General features: G+C 64.5%; 14 protein-coding genes and 2 riboswitches. Of the genes, 8 read left to right on the top strand and 6 right to left on the bottom strand.

What is annotated here, in order from left to right:
* Positions 1-130: 130 nt before the first annotated feature.
* From V9L17_RS02800 to V9L17_RS02810, 3 genes are all read right to left on the bottom strand, one after another.
* Positions 131-790, bottom strand: coding sequence for a C40 family peptidase (locus V9L17_RS02800; RefSeq protein ID WP_337346535.1), 660 nt, complete (start codon positions 788-790; stop codon positions 131-133).
* Positions 791-860: 70 nt separating this feature from the next.
* A riboswitch (cyclic di-AMP (ydaO/yuaA leader) is annotated at positions 861-1024 on the bottom strand.
* A gap of 148 nt (positions 1025-1172) precedes the next feature.
* Positions 1173-1991 carry a M23 family metallopeptidase gene (locus V9L17_RS02805; protein WP_337350430.1) on the bottom strand — a complete coding sequence of 273 codons (819 nt, stop codon included), beginning with the start codon at positions 1989-1991 and terminating at the stop codon, positions 1173-1175.
* A gap of 10 nt (positions 1992-2001) precedes the next feature.
* Positions 2002-2214, bottom strand: a riboswitch (cyclic di-AMP (ydaO/yuaA leader).
* Positions 2215-2375: 161 nt separating this feature from the next.
* Positions 2376-3071 (bottom strand): metal-dependent transcriptional regulator, encoded by a 696-nt coding sequence (locus V9L17_RS02810; RefSeq protein ID WP_337346339.1) that lies wholly within the window; start codon positions 3069-3071, stop codon positions 2376-2378.
* A 278-nt stretch (positions 3072-3349) separates the two neighbouring features.
* Here V9L17_RS02810 and serC point away from each other — a divergent pair, with 278 nt between their 5' ends.
* Positions 3350-4480: a phosphoserine transaminase gene (serC, locus tag V9L17_RS02815; protein ID WP_337346338.1), complete on the top strand. Its 1131-nt coding sequence runs from the start codon at positions 3350-3352 to the stop codon at positions 4478-4480.
* Between the two features lie 197 nt (positions 4481-4677).
* On the opposite strand, the gene V9L17_RS02820 is transcribed toward serC, so the two are convergent.
* Positions 4678-5334, bottom strand: a complete 657-nt coding sequence (locus V9L17_RS02820) for a DUF3027 domain-containing protein (protein ID WP_337350383.1) — start codon at positions 5332-5334, stop codon at positions 4678-4680.
* Between the two features lie 8 nt (positions 5335-5342).
* On the bottom strand, positions 5343-5726 hold the full coding sequence (locus V9L17_RS02825; RefSeq protein ID WP_214962901.1) for a cold-shock protein: 384 nt from the start codon (positions 5724-5726) through the stop codon (positions 5343-5345).
* 193 nt (positions 5727-5919) lie between these two features.
* Between V9L17_RS02825 and V9L17_RS02830 the strand changes: the two genes are divergently transcribed.
* The 6 genes from V9L17_RS02830 to V9L17_RS02855 all read left to right on the top strand — a co-directional run bounded on the left by V9L17_RS02830 (position 5920) and on the right by V9L17_RS02855 (position 13153).
* A complete protein-coding gene (locus V9L17_RS02830; RefSeq protein WP_337346336.1) occupies positions 5920-6153 on the top strand; it encodes a hypothetical protein in 234 nt (77 codons plus the stop codon).
* 10 nt (positions 6154-6163) lie between these two features.
* On the top strand, positions 6164-8710 hold the full coding sequence (locus V9L17_RS02835; protein WP_337350384.1) for a helicase-associated domain-containing protein: 2547 nt from the start codon (positions 6164-6166) through the stop codon (positions 8708-8710).
* Between the two features lie 13 nt (positions 8711-8723).
* The gene (locus tag V9L17_RS02840) at positions 8724-10370 is read left to right on the top strand and encodes a DNA repair helicase XPB (protein WP_337346334.1); all 1647 of its coding nucleotides are present in this window, start codon (positions 8724-8726) and stop codon (positions 10368-10370) included.
* Between the two features lie 131 nt (positions 10371-10501).
* Positions 10502-11212: a response regulator transcription factor gene (locus V9L17_RS02845; protein ID WP_337350385.1), complete on the top strand. Its 711-nt coding sequence runs from the start codon at positions 10502-10504 to the stop codon at positions 11210-11212.
* Between the two features lie 2 nt (positions 11213-11214).
* Positions 11215-12759, top strand: a complete 1545-nt coding sequence (locus V9L17_RS02850) for a sensor histidine kinase (RefSeq protein ID WP_337350386.1) — start codon at positions 11215-11217, stop codon at positions 12757-12759.
* Positions 12760-12865: 106 nt separating this feature from the next.
* Positions 12866-13153: a WXG100 family type VII secretion target gene (locus V9L17_RS02855; protein ID WP_337350387.1), complete on the top strand. Its 288-nt coding sequence runs from the start codon at positions 12866-12868 to the stop codon at positions 13151-13153.
* A gap of 70 nt (positions 13154-13223) precedes the next feature.
* On the opposite strand, the gene V9L17_RS02860 is transcribed toward V9L17_RS02855, so the two are convergent.
* A complete protein-coding gene (locus V9L17_RS02860) occupies positions 13224-14204 on the bottom strand; it encodes a ribonuclease HI family protein (RefSeq protein ID WP_337350388.1) in 981 nt (326 codons plus the stop codon).
* 207 nt (positions 14205-14411) lie between these two features.
* Between V9L17_RS02860 and V9L17_RS02865 the strand changes: the two genes are divergently transcribed.
* Positions 14412-15722 carry an ABC transporter substrate-binding protein gene (locus tag V9L17_RS02865; RefSeq protein WP_337350389.1) on the top strand — a complete coding sequence of 437 codons (1311 nt, stop codon included), beginning with the start codon at positions 14412-14414 and terminating at the stop codon, positions 15720-15722.
* The last annotated feature ends 12 nt before the right edge of the window (positions 15723-15734 follow it).

Consider the following 15734-nt stretch of genomic DNA (forward strand, 5'->3'; position numbering starts at 1 on the left):
TTTCTCTCTTTCGTTTTCCTCAGGACCGCACAGGCAGGCCAAGGGCTTTGGGTGCGCCGGCATCTTGGGGGTACGCCGGCACACCCCGAACGGGGATTTAGCGAAAAGTGTTCTAGCGGGCGCGGTTCTTCTACTTCAGGGTGTAGAAGGATCCGCCGCCCGTGGAGGCCACGGAGTGCAGCAGCGTTCCCTGTGACGGGTTCAGGGCGCTGATCATCATGCCGTTGCCAACGTAGATGCCTACGTGTGCGCCGCCATTCTGCATAACAAGGTCACCGGGAGACGGTGTTGACGTGGGGGTCATTGCCGTCCACGCGTTTACACGGGGAATGCTGATGCCTGCCTGGGCGTACACCCACTGGGTGAACCCGGAGCAGTCCCAGCCGTTGGGTGAAGTGCCGCCCCAGACGTAGGGGTGGCCGATTCCGGTGTAGGCGATTGCGGCCAGGCCAGAGGCGGCCGCGGAAGATACCGCGTCCGTCAGCTTGCTGGCTGCGGGGGCCTTTGCGCCTGCTGCCCGTTCCGTGTCAGTGGACTGTGCACGGACCGTTTCGACCTTCGGGGCCGGCGTGGTCTTGACCACGGGGCGTTCGAAGGAGACGGTGGCGGTGGGGGCAGCGGTGACGGCAAGCGCCGTCTGCGAGCCGGACTCGGTGGAGGCGGAAACGCCAGCGGTGGTGTCCGCTGCGTTGGCCGGAAGCCCCATGCTCAGGATCAGACCTGATGCAGCTGCGATGACAGCAGCTTGGCGACCGACGGTCCCGGCATTTGCACTGACAGCCTTGGACACGGGGCCCAACGGGTTGGTGCGAACCGTTTGTGCGCGGTGACGCGCAGAATTATGGCGTGAAGACACGAAGGTAGCCTCTCCCAATGCCTACGAGGTGAGCTGTCGGATTCGGATGGGAGTTCACCCGGCCACGCCGCTTCCACAGGAAGCTTTGCGACTTAACCCCAAGGCCTTCGAACTTCAAAGACCAAAATTGGTTCCCCCGCCCCTGCCAGACGATGTCATGCGAACGGACCTTGAGCGGTGGCAGAGCTAGGCAATCCACTCAAGAACGTCAACTTCGGAAAAGTTGACGCAAGTTAGACGGTACAGCAGTTCAGAGCGAATGTCACATTCAGGTCACGGCATGTCACGCAAATGTGAGAGCTTTCCATCAGTTGGGCTAGAGCCAGCCGGTGGGGTCAACGACTTCGCCATTGACCTGGACCTCGAAATGGAGGTGGCAGCCTGTGGAGGCGCCGGTGGTGCCGCTGAGCGCCACTACCTCGCCTCGGCTGACCGTTTGGCCAACCTTGACGTTGAAGGAAGACAGGTGGTTGTACGTCGTTTCAAGGCCGTTGCCGTGGTCCACGACCACGCGGTTACCTCCGCCAAACTGGTGCCATCCCGCAAAGGTCACAGTGCCGCTGGCGGCCGCCAGGACAGACGTGCCGCACTGTGCCACGTAGTCCTGGCCGCGGTGGAAGTCACCGGAGCCGCCAGTGATAGGGCTCACGCGATAGCCGAATGGGGAGGCCGTAACCAGGCTCGCCAGCGGAGCACCGAGGCTGCCGGCGGAGGCGGCCCGGGTGATGGACCCCGCCGACTGGGCGCTCAAGAGTTGCTTGAGCTTGCCGTCCGGATCACCCATGGTGACTACGGATGAGCGGCTGAAGTCGATTTTTGCGGCTGCTTCGGCGGAGATTTCAGGCTGCGGAGCTGCGGAAACAGCCGATGTCTGCTGACCGGCGTCCGGCGTGGCCAGGACGGGACTGGTGGCAGGGACGGTGACTGTGAGCACCAGGCCGGTGGCCGCGAGGGCGATGCCGGCCTTTTGGCCCACCCCACTGGCCGCTGCGAAGTCAGTGATTTGCCGGAAGGGTCCCCGGCGGCGGCGCGCATCGCGCTGTGGATCCCGGGGCCTGTCCGCGGCCACAGCTGCAGCAACGCGGGGCGCTGCTGCGGGGCCCGCTGCGCGGCGGCGGCCCCTGGAATTCTGCATGGTCAAGAACGGTTCCTCTCTGGAAAGCCTGCGAAGTTAGCTGTCGGATTCGGGTCAGAGAGTTCATAGACCCGGTCCGCCGTAAGCAAGCTTCGGCGCAGAGATATCCCGTGAGGATCCTTCGCTGGAAGAGGCTTGCTGCTGACGGACTTCACCCCAAGGCAGCCTTGCGACTGCCGGTTGTGGTTCCCCCGCCTCTGCCAGTTGGTGACTCGTACTACTGATCTGCTGGCAGAGCTCGGCTCCAGATCAGGTAACGCTTTTGTATCGACGCTTGGCGTTAACTATAGGCGATTAAGCCGGACAGTAACAATTCCGTTATCTTTGCTTAAAGCCTATTCATTGGGGTAACCCGCCCGCCGGACCCGGGCGCTCCGCCAGCGGTCAGCGGACGGATACGAATACGTGCGCCGCCACTTCGGGGGGAAGCTCCAGTGCCCCTTCGATCCCGGGGACCCGGACCGAAATGTAGTCTCCCACGCGCTCCAGCGAAATCGGGGCGCCCGGCCGGATCCCGCCCTCGTCCAGCTGGGTCAGCAGCTCAGGATCCACTTGGATGGGTTCTGCCAGCCTGCTGACAACCACGGTGGATCCGGGGCCATAGCCCTTCATGGCTTCCAGGAGATTAATCACACCGTCCGTGAAGGGCGACGATGCCTGGCCTCCCAATGCCGCCAGGCCAGGGATGGGATTGCCATAGGGCGATTCAGTGGGGTGGTTCAGCATTTCGTAGATGCGCCGCTCGACGCGCTCACTCATCACGTGCTCCCAGCGGCACGCTTCGTCATGGACGTACGCCCAGTCCAGGCCGATCACATCCGCCAGGAGGCGCTCCGCGAGCCGGTGCTTGCGCATGACCTCGGTGGCCCGTTTACGCCCGGTTTCCGTCAGTTCCAGATGACGGTCTCCGGAGACCACCACCAGGCCGTCGCGTTCCATCCGGCCAATCGTTTGGGACACCGTGGGTCCGGAGTGCCGCAGCCGTTCGGCAATGCGGGCGCGAAGAGCAACGATGTTCTCTTCCTCAAGCTCCAAAATGGTCCGAAGATACATCTCCGTAGTATCGATCAGATCCGTCATCCAGCTCAGCTCCTCGAGCGCATTACCTTGCGTTGTCCCACCGTATCGCGTACCGACAGCGACGTAGTCCGTTGAAAAGCTTAGCCTATTTTGAATTTGTCCGGATAATTCCTACGGCCCCTCCGGCCTGTCTCAATGGCTGGACTATGACGTAGCCGGTTCCCGCCGAATCAGCGGTTCAGGCAGAATATAGGAGGTCCTCGTTGCGGTCACTGACGACTGCCGGCCACCCCACCGTCCCGGACATGTGTCACGTCCACGCCGAAATTGGAGCCCTTGTGAGCGAAAACAGCATCACTATTCCTGCCGACCTCCTGCCAAAGGACGGACGGTTCGGCGCAGGACCTTCCAAGGTCAGGCCGGAACAGATTGAAGCGCTCTCGGCGGCGTCCACGACCATTCTGGGCACCTCCCACCGCCAGGCTCCGGTCAAGAACCTTGTCGGTTCGGTCCGCGAAGGCCTGAGCCAGTTCTTCCGTGCCCCTGACGGGTACGAGGTAGTACTGGGCGTGGGCGGTTCCACAGCATTCTGGGATATTGCCAGCTTTGGCCTCGTTGAGAAGAAGGCCCAGCACCTGTCCTTCGGCGAATTCGGCTCCAAGTTTGCCTCAGCCACCAACAAGGCACCGTTCCTGGACGCCTCCTCGATCATCAAGTCCGAGCCCGGTACGCGGCCGGTTGCCCAGGCCGAGGCCGGCGTTGACGTCTACGCCTGGCCGCAGAACGAGACCTCCACCGGTGTTTCGGCGCCCGTGAAGCGCGTGTCCGGTGTGGATGAGGGCGCGCTCGTCCTGGTGGACGCCACGTCCGCCGCAGGTGGCCTGGACGTTGATGTTGCCGAGGCAGACGTGTACTACTTCGCACCGCAGAAGAACTTCGCGTCCGACGGCGGCCTGTGGCTGGGCCTCTTTTCCCCGGCAGCGCTGGAGCGTGCCGCCAGGATCAAGGCCAGCGACCGATGGATCCCCGACTTCCTGGACCTCCAGACTGCCATCGAGAACTCCCGCCTGAACCAGACCTACAACACGCCGTCGCTCTCCACCCTGGTGACCCTGGATGCCCAGGTGCAGTGGCTGAACAGCAACGGCGGCCTGGACTTCGCGTCGGCCCGTACAGCGGACTCTGCCGGCCGGATTTACAGCTGGGCTGAGGCTTCCGAGTTTGCCACGCCTTTCGTGGCCAAGGCAGAGGAGCGCTCAAACGTTATCGCGACGATCGACTTTGACGACTCCATTGACGCCACTGCAGTTGCCAAGGTGCTGCGGGCCAACGGCATTGTGGACACGGAGCCCTACCGCAAGCTGGGCCGCAACCAGCTCAGGATCGCCACTTTCGTGGCAATCGAACCGGCAGATGTCTCTGCGCTGCTGGCCTGCATCGACTTTGTGGTGGGCGAACTGCGCAAGTAGTCCCCCACCCACTCATCGATTGCTCCAGCAACGCCCTTTTGGGGGTCCTAAAGGGCGCCTACGGAGCAATCGATGGGTAAGGAGGCGTCAGGATGCCTGGGGCAATATTGGGCTCTTAACGCTCGACGGCGCCGTCCGGACTTTGGTCCCGGACGGCGCCGTCTGCGTTTAGTGTGAGTCGCGTGTCTGCTCGCCGGTTATTCGGCGTCACGCTCATCGGCGTCACGCTCGTCAGCGTCAGGCTCTTCGGCGTCAGGCTCATCAGAGTCAGGCTCTTCGGCGTCTTCAGCGTCCGCGTCCTCCGCGAGAGTCCCTTCGCCATCCAGCGCTTCCGGGCCAGGCACATTGGTGTCCGGACCTTCCTCGATGTCCGGTGCCCCAACCACCTCCAGGGCTTCGGCGTCCTGGGCGTCCTCCGGGCGCACGCGTTCTGCCCAAGGCACCCACTCGGGGGCAAGGATGGAGTCCTCTGATGGCAAAAGTCCAAGTTCACTGACCGTGACCACCTTGGACCGCGAGTTACGCGTCAGGACGGCAAACCACTGCCACCCCTGGTATCCGGGCAGGCGCGACTCAAAAAGGTGCGTCACCAGGCGGTCGCCCTCACTCTTGGCACCGAGGTGGGCGCCTATTGTCGAGGCCGCAGTGATGCCTTCAACGGCGGTCCGGGCTACGTCAACTGCGGCTGCGAGGAAGGCGTCCGGTTTTCCGATACGCCAGACGGGGACACCCGCACGGCGCTTGGTTTCGGTGGCGGCGGGGGCGGCCTTCGCCGCGGCTCCCGCTGACGGTTCGACGGCGGCGCCTGCCTGATCCGCTGCCGCGGGGTCCGGCTGTTCAGCTTCCGGGTTCATCAGCAGGCCTAAACGTCCAGCTCGTCGGCAACCTTACGCAGGGCTGCGGCGATGGCCTTGCCCTTGTTGCCTTCCGGGTACTTGCCGGCGGACAGGGTGCCGGAGAGGTTGTCCAGCACGCTGACGAGGTCCTGCACCAATGGTGCCAGGTCCTTGGCGCTGGGCCGCTTGGCTTTGGCGATGGACGGCGTCTTATCCAGGACGCGCAGGCCCAGGGCCTGGGCACCCTTGCGGCCGTCGGCGACGCCGAACTCCACCCGGGTTCCAGCCTTCAGCTCAGTAATGCCCTCAGGCAGCGATGATTTGGGCAGGAACACTTCCTGGCCGTCCTCGCCCGCGAGGAATCCGAAACCCTTTTCCTTGTCATACCACTTGACCTTGCCGGTAGGCACGTAATCAACCTTCTTCGTTCTGACGTCTTGAGACACGACCGGCAGTCACCGCATCCGCATTGATATGCGGGTTCAGGGTATGACTGCCCGGGCCGAGTTGGTCTGTTACTTCAAGGTTATCCTGCCGCACGCCCGAATCCTGCTTTCCCTCCTTCACACCATCGCCTGCCGAAGTACTGTTAGCGTTACGTCCATGACACCCTCGCGTTACCGGCGTCCCCTGATGATCTGTGCGGCAGCGGTCGCCTTGCTCTCACTGATGGCAGTGGGCGCGGTGATGGCGCTGGCCTTTGCCGGCTCGGCAGCCCCCGTGTGGGTCACCTCCACGGCCCTCTACGGCCTGCCGCTGGCCTTCCTGCTGATGCTATTCCTGATCCTGGACAGCGTGGCGGGACGGCGCCGGGCAGGAAAGTCCGGCGGACGGTAACGTTGGACTGATGTCCCTTATCCGCGCGTTGAGCAAAGAGCTGGAGGCACGCAGCGACGAGTCGTTGCGGGCACTGTTCGCCGCGCGGCCGGACCTTATCTCGCCTGCCGTTCCCGACTTTTCCGCCCTCGCGGCGCGTGCCAGCGCCAGGGTAAGTGTCCAGCGGGCGCTGGAACGCCTGAATAAACCGCAGATGCAGGTCCTGGAGACCCTCCATCTCTGCACCAATACGGACACGGCCCACAGCGCGTGCGCCGCCGGGCTGCGGAAGTTCATTCCCGGTGCTTCCGTGGCCGCCGTTGACCGGATCCTGGCCTCCCTTCAGGACCTCGCGCTCGTGCACCGGGCGGATCCCCCGCACGGAACAACCCCTACCGGACACCGTCAGCGCTTCTACCTCCCGGTGGGGTCCCTTCGGGATGTCGTGGGCATCTACCCGGCCGGGCTGGGCCGCAGCTACACGGAACTGGTCCGCCTGCAGCCGGCGTTCGCCCAGCGCGTGGTACAGCTGGTTGCCGAGTTGCACCGCAGCGGCGTGCCCGTCCAGGAGGCCACCACGCCTATGGAAGCAGCGCTTGCCCTGCAGCACTGGACGTCGTCGCCGGAGTCGCTGCAGCAGATCCTGGCGGATGCACCGGAACGTACCACGGCGTTACTGGCCCGATTCGGAAACTGGGCCATGGGTGCTGTCCCCCAAGCGCAACGTAAAGCATCCGTGACCAACGAAACCGCCGACGTCGGGCCCGTTGACTGGCTGCTGGCCCGCGGCCTGCTGGTCCCCTTGGACGCGGCCCACGTGGAACTGCCGCACAGCGTGGGCGTGTCCCTCCGGGGCGGTGCGATTATCAACGACTTCACCCTTTCGCCGCCCGTTCCTGAACTTGGCCACACGACAGCTGCACTCCGCCGGAACGCCGCGCTGGGTGCCATTGCGGAAACGCTTCGGCTGGTGGGCGAGCTTCTTTACGCAGTCAGGGAACAGCCACTGGCAACATTGCGCACCGGCGGCGTGGGGGTACGGGAGATGAGGCGGGTCGCGGAAACGCTGCGGGTTGAGCAGCATCGTGCGGGCTTGCTGGTGGAGCTCTGTGCCCTATCCGGCCTGATCCGCCTTGATGTGGATTCCTCTGCCTGGGTGCAGCCTCCGGAACTGGAATGGCTGCTCCTGCCGCGGCAGGAGCAATGGCTGTGGCTGGTGAATGCGTGGCTGGCAAGTGAACGCGTCCCGTCTCTGGTGGGCCAGCCCGTCAGTGGGCAGCCGAACGCACCGGCAGTTGCCCATCGCGGCGCAGCCGGCACCACCATCAACGCGCTCTCGGCCGAAGCGCAACGGCCTGATGCTCCCGTTGTCCGGAAAAGGATCCTGGAAATCCTGAACCAACTCACCAATGAGGCCACAGCTCCCGACGCCCACGCCCCCGTCCTGGACGCGGCGGCTGTGCTGCAGCGGGCTGAATGGGAACAGCCCCGGATGGCGCGGCGCTTCAGTTCGCTGATCCGCGGCGTGCTGGCGGAGGCCGACATGCTTGGCCTGACCGGTTCGGGGGCGCTCAGCCAGCTGGGAAGCGCGATCGCCGAGGACAAGCCCGATGAAGCGCTGGGGATCCTCGGTGAGCACCTTCCCGCTGCCCTGAACCACGTGCTGCTCCAGGCCGATCTCACGGCCGTTGCCCCGGGGTACCTCAGTCCCGAGCTCAGCGAAAAACTGCTTTTGATGGCCGACGCCGAAGGGCAGGGTCCGGCAACGATCTACCGGTTTTCTGCTGCGTCCGTGCGCCGCGCCTTGGAGGCAGGGCAGGATGCGGCGAGCCTGCTGGGCTTCCTGAGGGAGCACTCCGCCACCGCTGTGCCGCAACCCCTGGAATACCTGGTAGAGGACACGGCCTCGCGCCACGGACGGCTGCGAGTGGGGATGGCCGCGAGCTTTGTCCAGAGCGACGACGAGACCGCCGTGCTGGAGCTGGCCTCCGAATCAAAGGCCTCCGGCCTTGGCCTCGTGAGAATCGCGCCCACAGTGCTCATATCCAAGGCGCCCCCACGCGAAACGGCACAGGTCCTGCGCAGCATGGGGCTCTCGCCGTCAGTGGAGGAATCCGAACCGTCGGTGGTCCGGCTGCGCCGCACCACGCAGGCACCGGGGAGCACCCGTCCGGTATACACCGCCCCGCGGACCGCGCCGGCCGAAGCGGAGATGGATGCCCAGCTGTCTGTCCTGCGCCATCACAAAACCTCACCCTCCGGCATCCACGATGGCCAGGAAGCGGTGGGAGGACCGGGGGCCGGCGTCCCGCCGTCGTCCGTGTCCCCACCCCAGTCCGGGTCCGGGGAAACCGCAACCCAGCTTGGGCTGGAGACCCTGCAGCGGGCCATCCGGCTCAAGCAGACTGTGAGCATGAATGTCGTGGACGGTGGGGGGAATGCGAGTCTGGAGACGGTTGTTCCCTTATCGGTAAGTGGTGGACGGGTCAGGGTCTTCGATCCGGCGCGGGAGACCGAACGGGTGGTTTCCATCCACCGGATCATTGATATCGAGGCCGCAGGGGAACTGCGCCAGTAAAGGACGCCACCGCGTGAACGACGGACCGCTGATTGTCCAGAGCGATAAGACCATACTGCTTGAGGTGGACCATGAATTGGCCACCGAAGCCCGCCACGCCATTGCCCCGTTCGCCGAGCTCGAGCGCGCCCCGGAACACATGCACAGTTACCGGCTGACGCCGCTGGGCCTGTGGAACGCGCGGGCCGCGGGACTGGACGCGGAAAAGGTCCTGGACACGCTGCTGAAGTACTCACGCTTCCCGGTGCCGCATTCGCTGCTGATCGACGTCGAAGAGACCATGTCCCGGTACGGGCGGCTGAGGCTGGAAAAGGATCCGCAGCACGGCCTGGTCATGCGCACTGACGACTACCCCGTGCTGGAAGAGGTCATCCGGGCCAAGAAAATCCAGCCCCTGTTGGGGCCACGGATCGACGGCGAAACCATCGTGGTCCATTCCTCGCAGCGGGGCCAGCTCAAGCAGTTGCTGCTGAAAATCGGCTGGCCGGCGGAGGACCTCGCCGGCTATGTGGACGGCACGCCGCACCTGATCGCTTTGAATGAGGACGGCTGGAAGCTGCGCCCCTACCAACGGCTGGCCACGGAAAACTTTTGGGCCGGGGGCAGCGGGGTGGTGGTCCTTCCGTGCGGTGCGGGTAAGACTCTGGTGGGGGCAGCGGCCATGGCCGTCAGTTCCACAACCACCCTCATCCTGGTGACCAACACGGTGGCTGCCCGGCAGTGGAAGGACGAGTTGCTCAAACGCACTTCGCTGACCGAGGACGAAATAGGTGAGTACTCCGGGGCGGTCAAGGAAGTCCGGCCTGTCACCATCGCCACGTACCAGGTCCTCACCACCAAACGCGGCGGACTGTATCCGCATTTGGAGCTCGTGGACGGCAACGACTGGGGCCTGATCATCTACGACGAAGTGCACCTGCTTCCCGCCCCGATCTTCCGCATGACGGCAGACCTGCAGGCACGACGCCGGCTGGGCCTCACCGCTACCCTCGTCAGGGAGGACGGGCGCGAAGGCGAAGTCTTCAGCCTGATCGGGCCCAAGCGGTACGACGCGCCTTGGAAGGACATCGAATCGCAGGGGTACATCGCCCCGGCCGACTGTGTCGAAGTCCGGGTGGACCTCCCCCGCGACGAGCGCGTCGCCTACGCGATGGCAGAGGACGCCGACAAGTACCGGCTGTGCTCCACATCCGAGACCAAGACGCAGATCGTGGAACAGCTCGTAGCCAAGCATGTGGGCGAGCCGCTGCTGGTGATCGGGCAGTACATCGACCAGCTGGACGAGATCGGCGAGCGCCTCAACGCTCCGGTCATCAAGGGCGATACGTCCGTCAAGGAACGGCAGAAGCTCTTCGACGCGTTCCGAGCCGGTGACGTGCAGACACTGGTGGTGTCCAAAGTGGCCAACTTTTCCATCGACCTGCCCGAGGCTTCGGTAGCAATCCAGGTTTCCGGCTCCTTCGGATCCCGCCAGGAGGAAGCGCAGCGGCTGGGCCGCCTGTTGCGTCCCAAGAAAGACGGTCGGGCAGCCCGCTTCTACTCGCTGGTTGCAAGGGACACCCTGGACCAGGATTTCGCGGCCAAGCGCCAGCGGTTTTTGGCCGAGCAGGGCTACGCCTACCGGATCATGGATGCCAAGGATGTAGAGCAGGCCGGATAGGTCTTACGGGGTGCCTGTCGGCACCTAACCAGGGTCCCTGCATGCGATGGCAGGGGCCCTGTTTTGCCTTTCACGAAGAACACCCACCATCCATCCAGAAAACTCCCAGACTCTGGGAGCATCATGGGAGTATGAAGAAGAACGGCCCAGAGGCGAAGCTCCTTGTTGTTGATGACGAACCCAACATCCGCGAACTGCTGTCCACCTCCCTCCGGTTCGCAGGTTTCGAGGTCGTCTCCGCGGGCAACGGGCGCGATGCCCTGGCCGCCGCTGAACTCCACACCCCTGACCTGGCTGTCCTGGACGTGATGCTTCCGGACATGGATGGCTTCACGGTCACGCGCCGGCTCCGTGCCTCCGGGAAGCACTTTCCCGTCCTGTTCCTGACTGCCAAGGATGACACCGAGGACAAGGTCACCGGCCTCACTGTGGGCGGCGACGACTACGTCACCAAGCCATTCAGCCTGGACGAGGTGGTGGCGCGGATCCGCGCCGTCCTCCGCCGTACCCAGCCGCTGCTCGACGACGACGCCGTCATTCGCGTTGATGACCTGGAGCTCGACGACGACGCCCACGAAGTCCGGCGTGGCGGCACCGTCATCGAGCTCTCCCCCACAGAGTTCAAGCTCCTCCGCTACCTCATGTTGAACCCCAACCGGGTGCTCTCAAAGTCCCAGATCCTGGACCATGTCTGGGAGTACGACTTCAACGGGGACGCCTCCATCGTGGAGTCCTATATCTCCTATCTCCGCCGCAAGGTGGACATTGACCCGGAGGCGCCGGCCCTGATCCAGACCAAGCGCGGGGTGGGCTACGTGCTCCGGACGGCAGAGAAGCGCTGACCTTGCTGGAGCGGTGGAAATCGGCCTCCCTGAGGTCCCAGCTCGTCGCCATCATCATGGCGTTGCTGATCGTTGCGCTGACGGTGACCGGCGCGGGCACCCTGACGCTGCTCCATAGCTACCTCCAAGGCCAGGTGGATGACAAACTCAATGCCGCCGTCGAACTGGCCCACAGACAGCGGTCCTTCACACAATTGCAGGCACCCAATCCGGTACCCACCGACTACTCCCTGATTCTCTACACCCCGGGCGAGGATCCCTACCCGTTCGGCGGTGATGCCGTGAACCGCCCGGACATCAGCAACATCACCGCGGATCAAGCGCAGGATCTGGGAACCCGCCCCTACCAGGTCCGCGGCACCGACGGCCAGAATTGGCGGGTGGTGGCCGTGCCCGTCCTGAACAACGGACGCAGCGCTGTGGTTGTCATCGGCCTGCCGCTGCAGAGCGTGGACGACGTCCTCAAGCACGCCACGCTGGTGGTCACAGGCGTGGGACTGCTGACGCTCCTGCTCGCCTCGCTGATTGCCAGCTGGACCGTGTCGCGGTCCTTCCGTCCACTGGCCCGGGTGGAGAAGACCGCTGCCGCCATCGCCGCCGGCGACCTGTCCCGGCGCGTGGAAGTCGAAAATCCCGGTACGGAGGTGGGCAGGCTGGCCAGTTCGCTGAACGCCATGTTGGCGCACATCGAAACGGCGTTTGCCGCCAGGACAGCCTCCGAGGGCCGGATGCGCCGCTTTGCAGCCGATGCCTCGCACGAACTCCGCACACCGCTGGTGACCATCCGGGGCTTCTCGGAGCTGTACCGTCATGGCGCCCTAGCTACGGATGCCGACGTCGCCACCGCGATGGGCCGCATCGAAAGTGAAGCCAAGCGGATGGGTTCCATGGTGGAAGACCTCCTTCTCCTGGCCCGCCTGGACGAACAGCGGCCCCTTCAGCAGAAGCCGGTTGACCTCCAGCTGATCGCCCATGACGCCGTGGTGGACACCCAGGCCAGTGACCGTACGCGCACCATTTCACTGGTTGGGCTCGACGGCGGCAGTGCGGCGCCCGCCCCCGTCCTCGGGGACGAAGCAAAACTGCGCCAGGTGGTAGGCAACCTGGTCGGTAACGCCCTGCGCTACACGCCGGATGGCAGCCCGATCGAGCTGGCGGTGGGCGTCAGGACGTCCGACGGCGGCCAGCCGGCCTCCGTGATCGAGGTCAGGGACCATGGCCCCGGAATTTCCGACGACGACGCCTCCAGGGTGTTCGAGCGCTTCTACCGCGCGGATACGTCGCGGACCAGAGATACGGGCGGCAGCGGTCTGGGGTTGGCCATCGTCGCGGCAATCGTCGGCTCACATGGCGGCAGCGTCAGGGTCCAGGCCACGGACGGCGGCGGCGCCACGCTGGTGGTCAGCCTTCCCACACGGGACGAGGACGAAGGACAGGACCCGCAAGGCGAACCCGGCCAGGGACGGATTCGCGAAGTCCAGGACACCGGTGGGCAGGATCATGGCGACGGCGGAAGCGCCAACGACGGCCGCGTTATCCACATATAGCAACTGCCCGTGGCCCTGGCTGCGTCCGGCTCCATAGGCTCATGGCAGTGGTCCGGAGCCGCCGGACCGGACAGCCTGACTGTCCACCACCTGAAAGGCAGCAGCCATGAGCATCATTTCCGTTGACACCGAACTCCTCCAGCTCAAGTCCGCCAACGTCAGAGCGACAGTGGACCGGATCAGCGCCGACGTCCAGGCCATGAAGCGCGGCCTGGACGAGCTACAGTCCACCTGGCGGGGCTCGGCCGCCACCAACTTCCAGGCGCTGGTATCGGAGTGGACCCTGACCCAGGGCAAGGTGGAGGCCTCGCTTGCGTCAATCAACCTTGCACTGGCCTCGGCCGCGGCCACCTATGCCCAGGCCGAGCAGGGCAACACCCAGCGTTTTAGCTGAGAACGGCGGCCGGATGTGGAGGCAACGCGCGGTGCCCGTAGAGGCCCCGCCGCCACGGCGATGCCTGCTTTCAGGCTTCGGGCGTTCCCTGATGAAAGCGGAGCCGCCAGCGGCCGTTGTCGAGGACCCACAAGGAGCTGCGGAGCGTTGTCCCTGAACGCGCGTAGCTGCGGTAGGTCAGCAGGACCGCGCCGGTTCCGATGCGGTCCGCGCCCAGTATTTCCAGCTCCGTCCGCTCACCGGGATCTTCCTCCAGCGCGAGCATCATCGCCTCGCGGGTCCACGCCCTCCCCGAGCTTCCAATCTCCATGAAGTCGGGATGCAGCAGGACACCCGTGCGGCCGATGTCGCCCCGAACGTCGGGGCCCAGCAGCTCCCGTTCGAGGGCCTCAACGATTTCCTCCGGCGACTTCCCTGGGGCGCCAGGGGTGGCCAACGGATCTTCCTCCAGCTCGCTGAACAGATCTGGCTCGCTCAGCAGCTCCTGGTGATTGGACAGGGCAGCATTATTGGAACCAACAGATCCGCCCATACCCGCCGCCGCACCGGCCGCGGCAGGAGCCTTGGCGCCCACGTGGCCCGGCGCGCCGGCGAATCCCGGACCGGAGCGGGCCGCAACGCCCTGCTGGTATGCGGTGGCCGCGGCCCTGGCCCGTTCGTCAGCGGCCTCATTGAGGTCGTGGCCCGCATGCCCCTTGACCCATTCAAACGTGTACTTCCGCCCGGCAAGTTCCCGGTCCAACTCCTTGAACAATTCAACGTTCAGGACTGGCTTTCCGTCCGCTTTCCGCCACCCCTTGCGCTTCCATCCAGGCATCCATTTGGTAATCGAGTTGATCACGTACTGGCTGTCGCACAAAACTCTCAGGTCTTCGTGGGGAACGTGGGCTGTGGCACGGAACAGGTCCAGCACGGCCATCAGCTCGCCCTGGTTATTGGTGCCGTGAGGCCACCCTCCGGCCCGCCAGCAGTCGTCGTTCACGTACCATGCCCAGCCAGCCGGACCTGGATTTCCTAGAGCCGAACCGTCGGCCGCTGCAGTAATCGTCACGGAACCATCCTGCCAGACGACGCCGACATGGAATTCGGCGACTGCAGGGAAACCGCTTACCGACAACCCTTGACGCTGAAGTCGATGCGGGGCAGAATCGGAAACCTGAGTGAGAAAACGCTTTCTCATTCGACGCTCTCCCACCGGCATCGACGCGGCAAGGGAACACAGGCGGGGTGGACCCCACCCTTCGAGGAAGGCACATCAATGAAGATTCAGGCCATCAGCCGCAGGAGATTCCAGCTCGGCGCAGTCGCCGTCGCGGTGTCGCTGCTCGCCACCGGCTGCGGCGCACCCGCAGGATCCAGCAGCAATGACCACGTCACCCTGCGTTTCGCCTGGTGGGGCAACGAGTACCTCAACGCCCAGACCGAAAAGGTCATCGACGCGTTCGAGGCTGAGCATCCCAACATCCGGATCGAATCCGAGCCCGGCGAATGGGCCAGCTATTGGGACAAACTGGCCACTAAGACCGCCGCCAACGATGCACCGGATGTCATCCAGATGGACCAAAAGTACATTGCCGAGTACGGCGGCCGCGGAGCACTGCTGGACCTGTCCAAGCAAAGCGGGGTCGACACCTCCAAGCTGGACAAGGAATCATTGGCCTCCGGCCAATACGACGACGCACAGTATGGCCTGAGCACCGGGAAGAATGCGTACGTCATCATGGCCAACACCAAGGTCTTCGAAGCAGCCAACGTCCCTTTACCCGACGACACCACGTGGACATGGAGTGACTTCATGGACACTGCCGCGAAGCTCAGCGCGGCAGGTAACGGGAAGAGCTACGGTGCGGCCTATGGCAGCAACGAAGCAGACCTCATCATCTGGCTTCGGCAGCACGGCGAGAACCTCTACTCCCAGGACGGAAAGCTGGACTTCGACACAGCCACCGCTGCTTCCTTCTGGGAACGGCTCAAGGAACAGCGTGACTCCCAGGCAAGCCCGCCCGCCACCGTGGCCACCGAGGACTCCGGCGCAGGCTTGGAGGAGAGCCTGTTCGGCACCAACCGGGTCGGCATGGCGTGGTGGTGGACCAACCAGCTCGGCTCGCTGGAAACCACTACAGGCAGCAGCATCAAAATGCTCCGCGCCCCCAGCCTGGACGGTAAGTCCGCAGACAACGGCATGTACTACAAGCCCACGATGTTCTGGTCTGCGTCTTCTCGCTCCAAGCATCCTGAGGCGGCCGCAACCTTCATTAATTACCTGGCAAACAGCCCGGCTGCCGGTGCCATCCTCATGACTGACCGCGGCGTCCCCAGCAACTCTGAGATCGTCGAGAGCATCACGTCCACCCTCAAACCCGCAGACACAACCGTTGTGGCCTTCCTGAAGGACATCGCGCCGGACATCGCCGACGCTCCACCCGTCCCGCCGGTAGGCGCGGGCAGCGTCCAGAACGTCATCAAGCGGTTCACCGACGAGGTCCTGTACGACCGCCTGACTCCGCAGGCAGCAGCCGAAGCCTTCAAGAAAGAAGTCGAAGGGATGCTGGCAACGGCACGGAAGTAGCTGAGCCCGGCG

It is taken from the genome of Pseudarthrobacter sp. CCNWLW207 (assembly GCF_037203945.1).
Classification (GTDB): domain Bacteria; phylum Actinomycetota; class Actinomycetes; order Actinomycetales; family Micrococcaceae; genus Arthrobacter.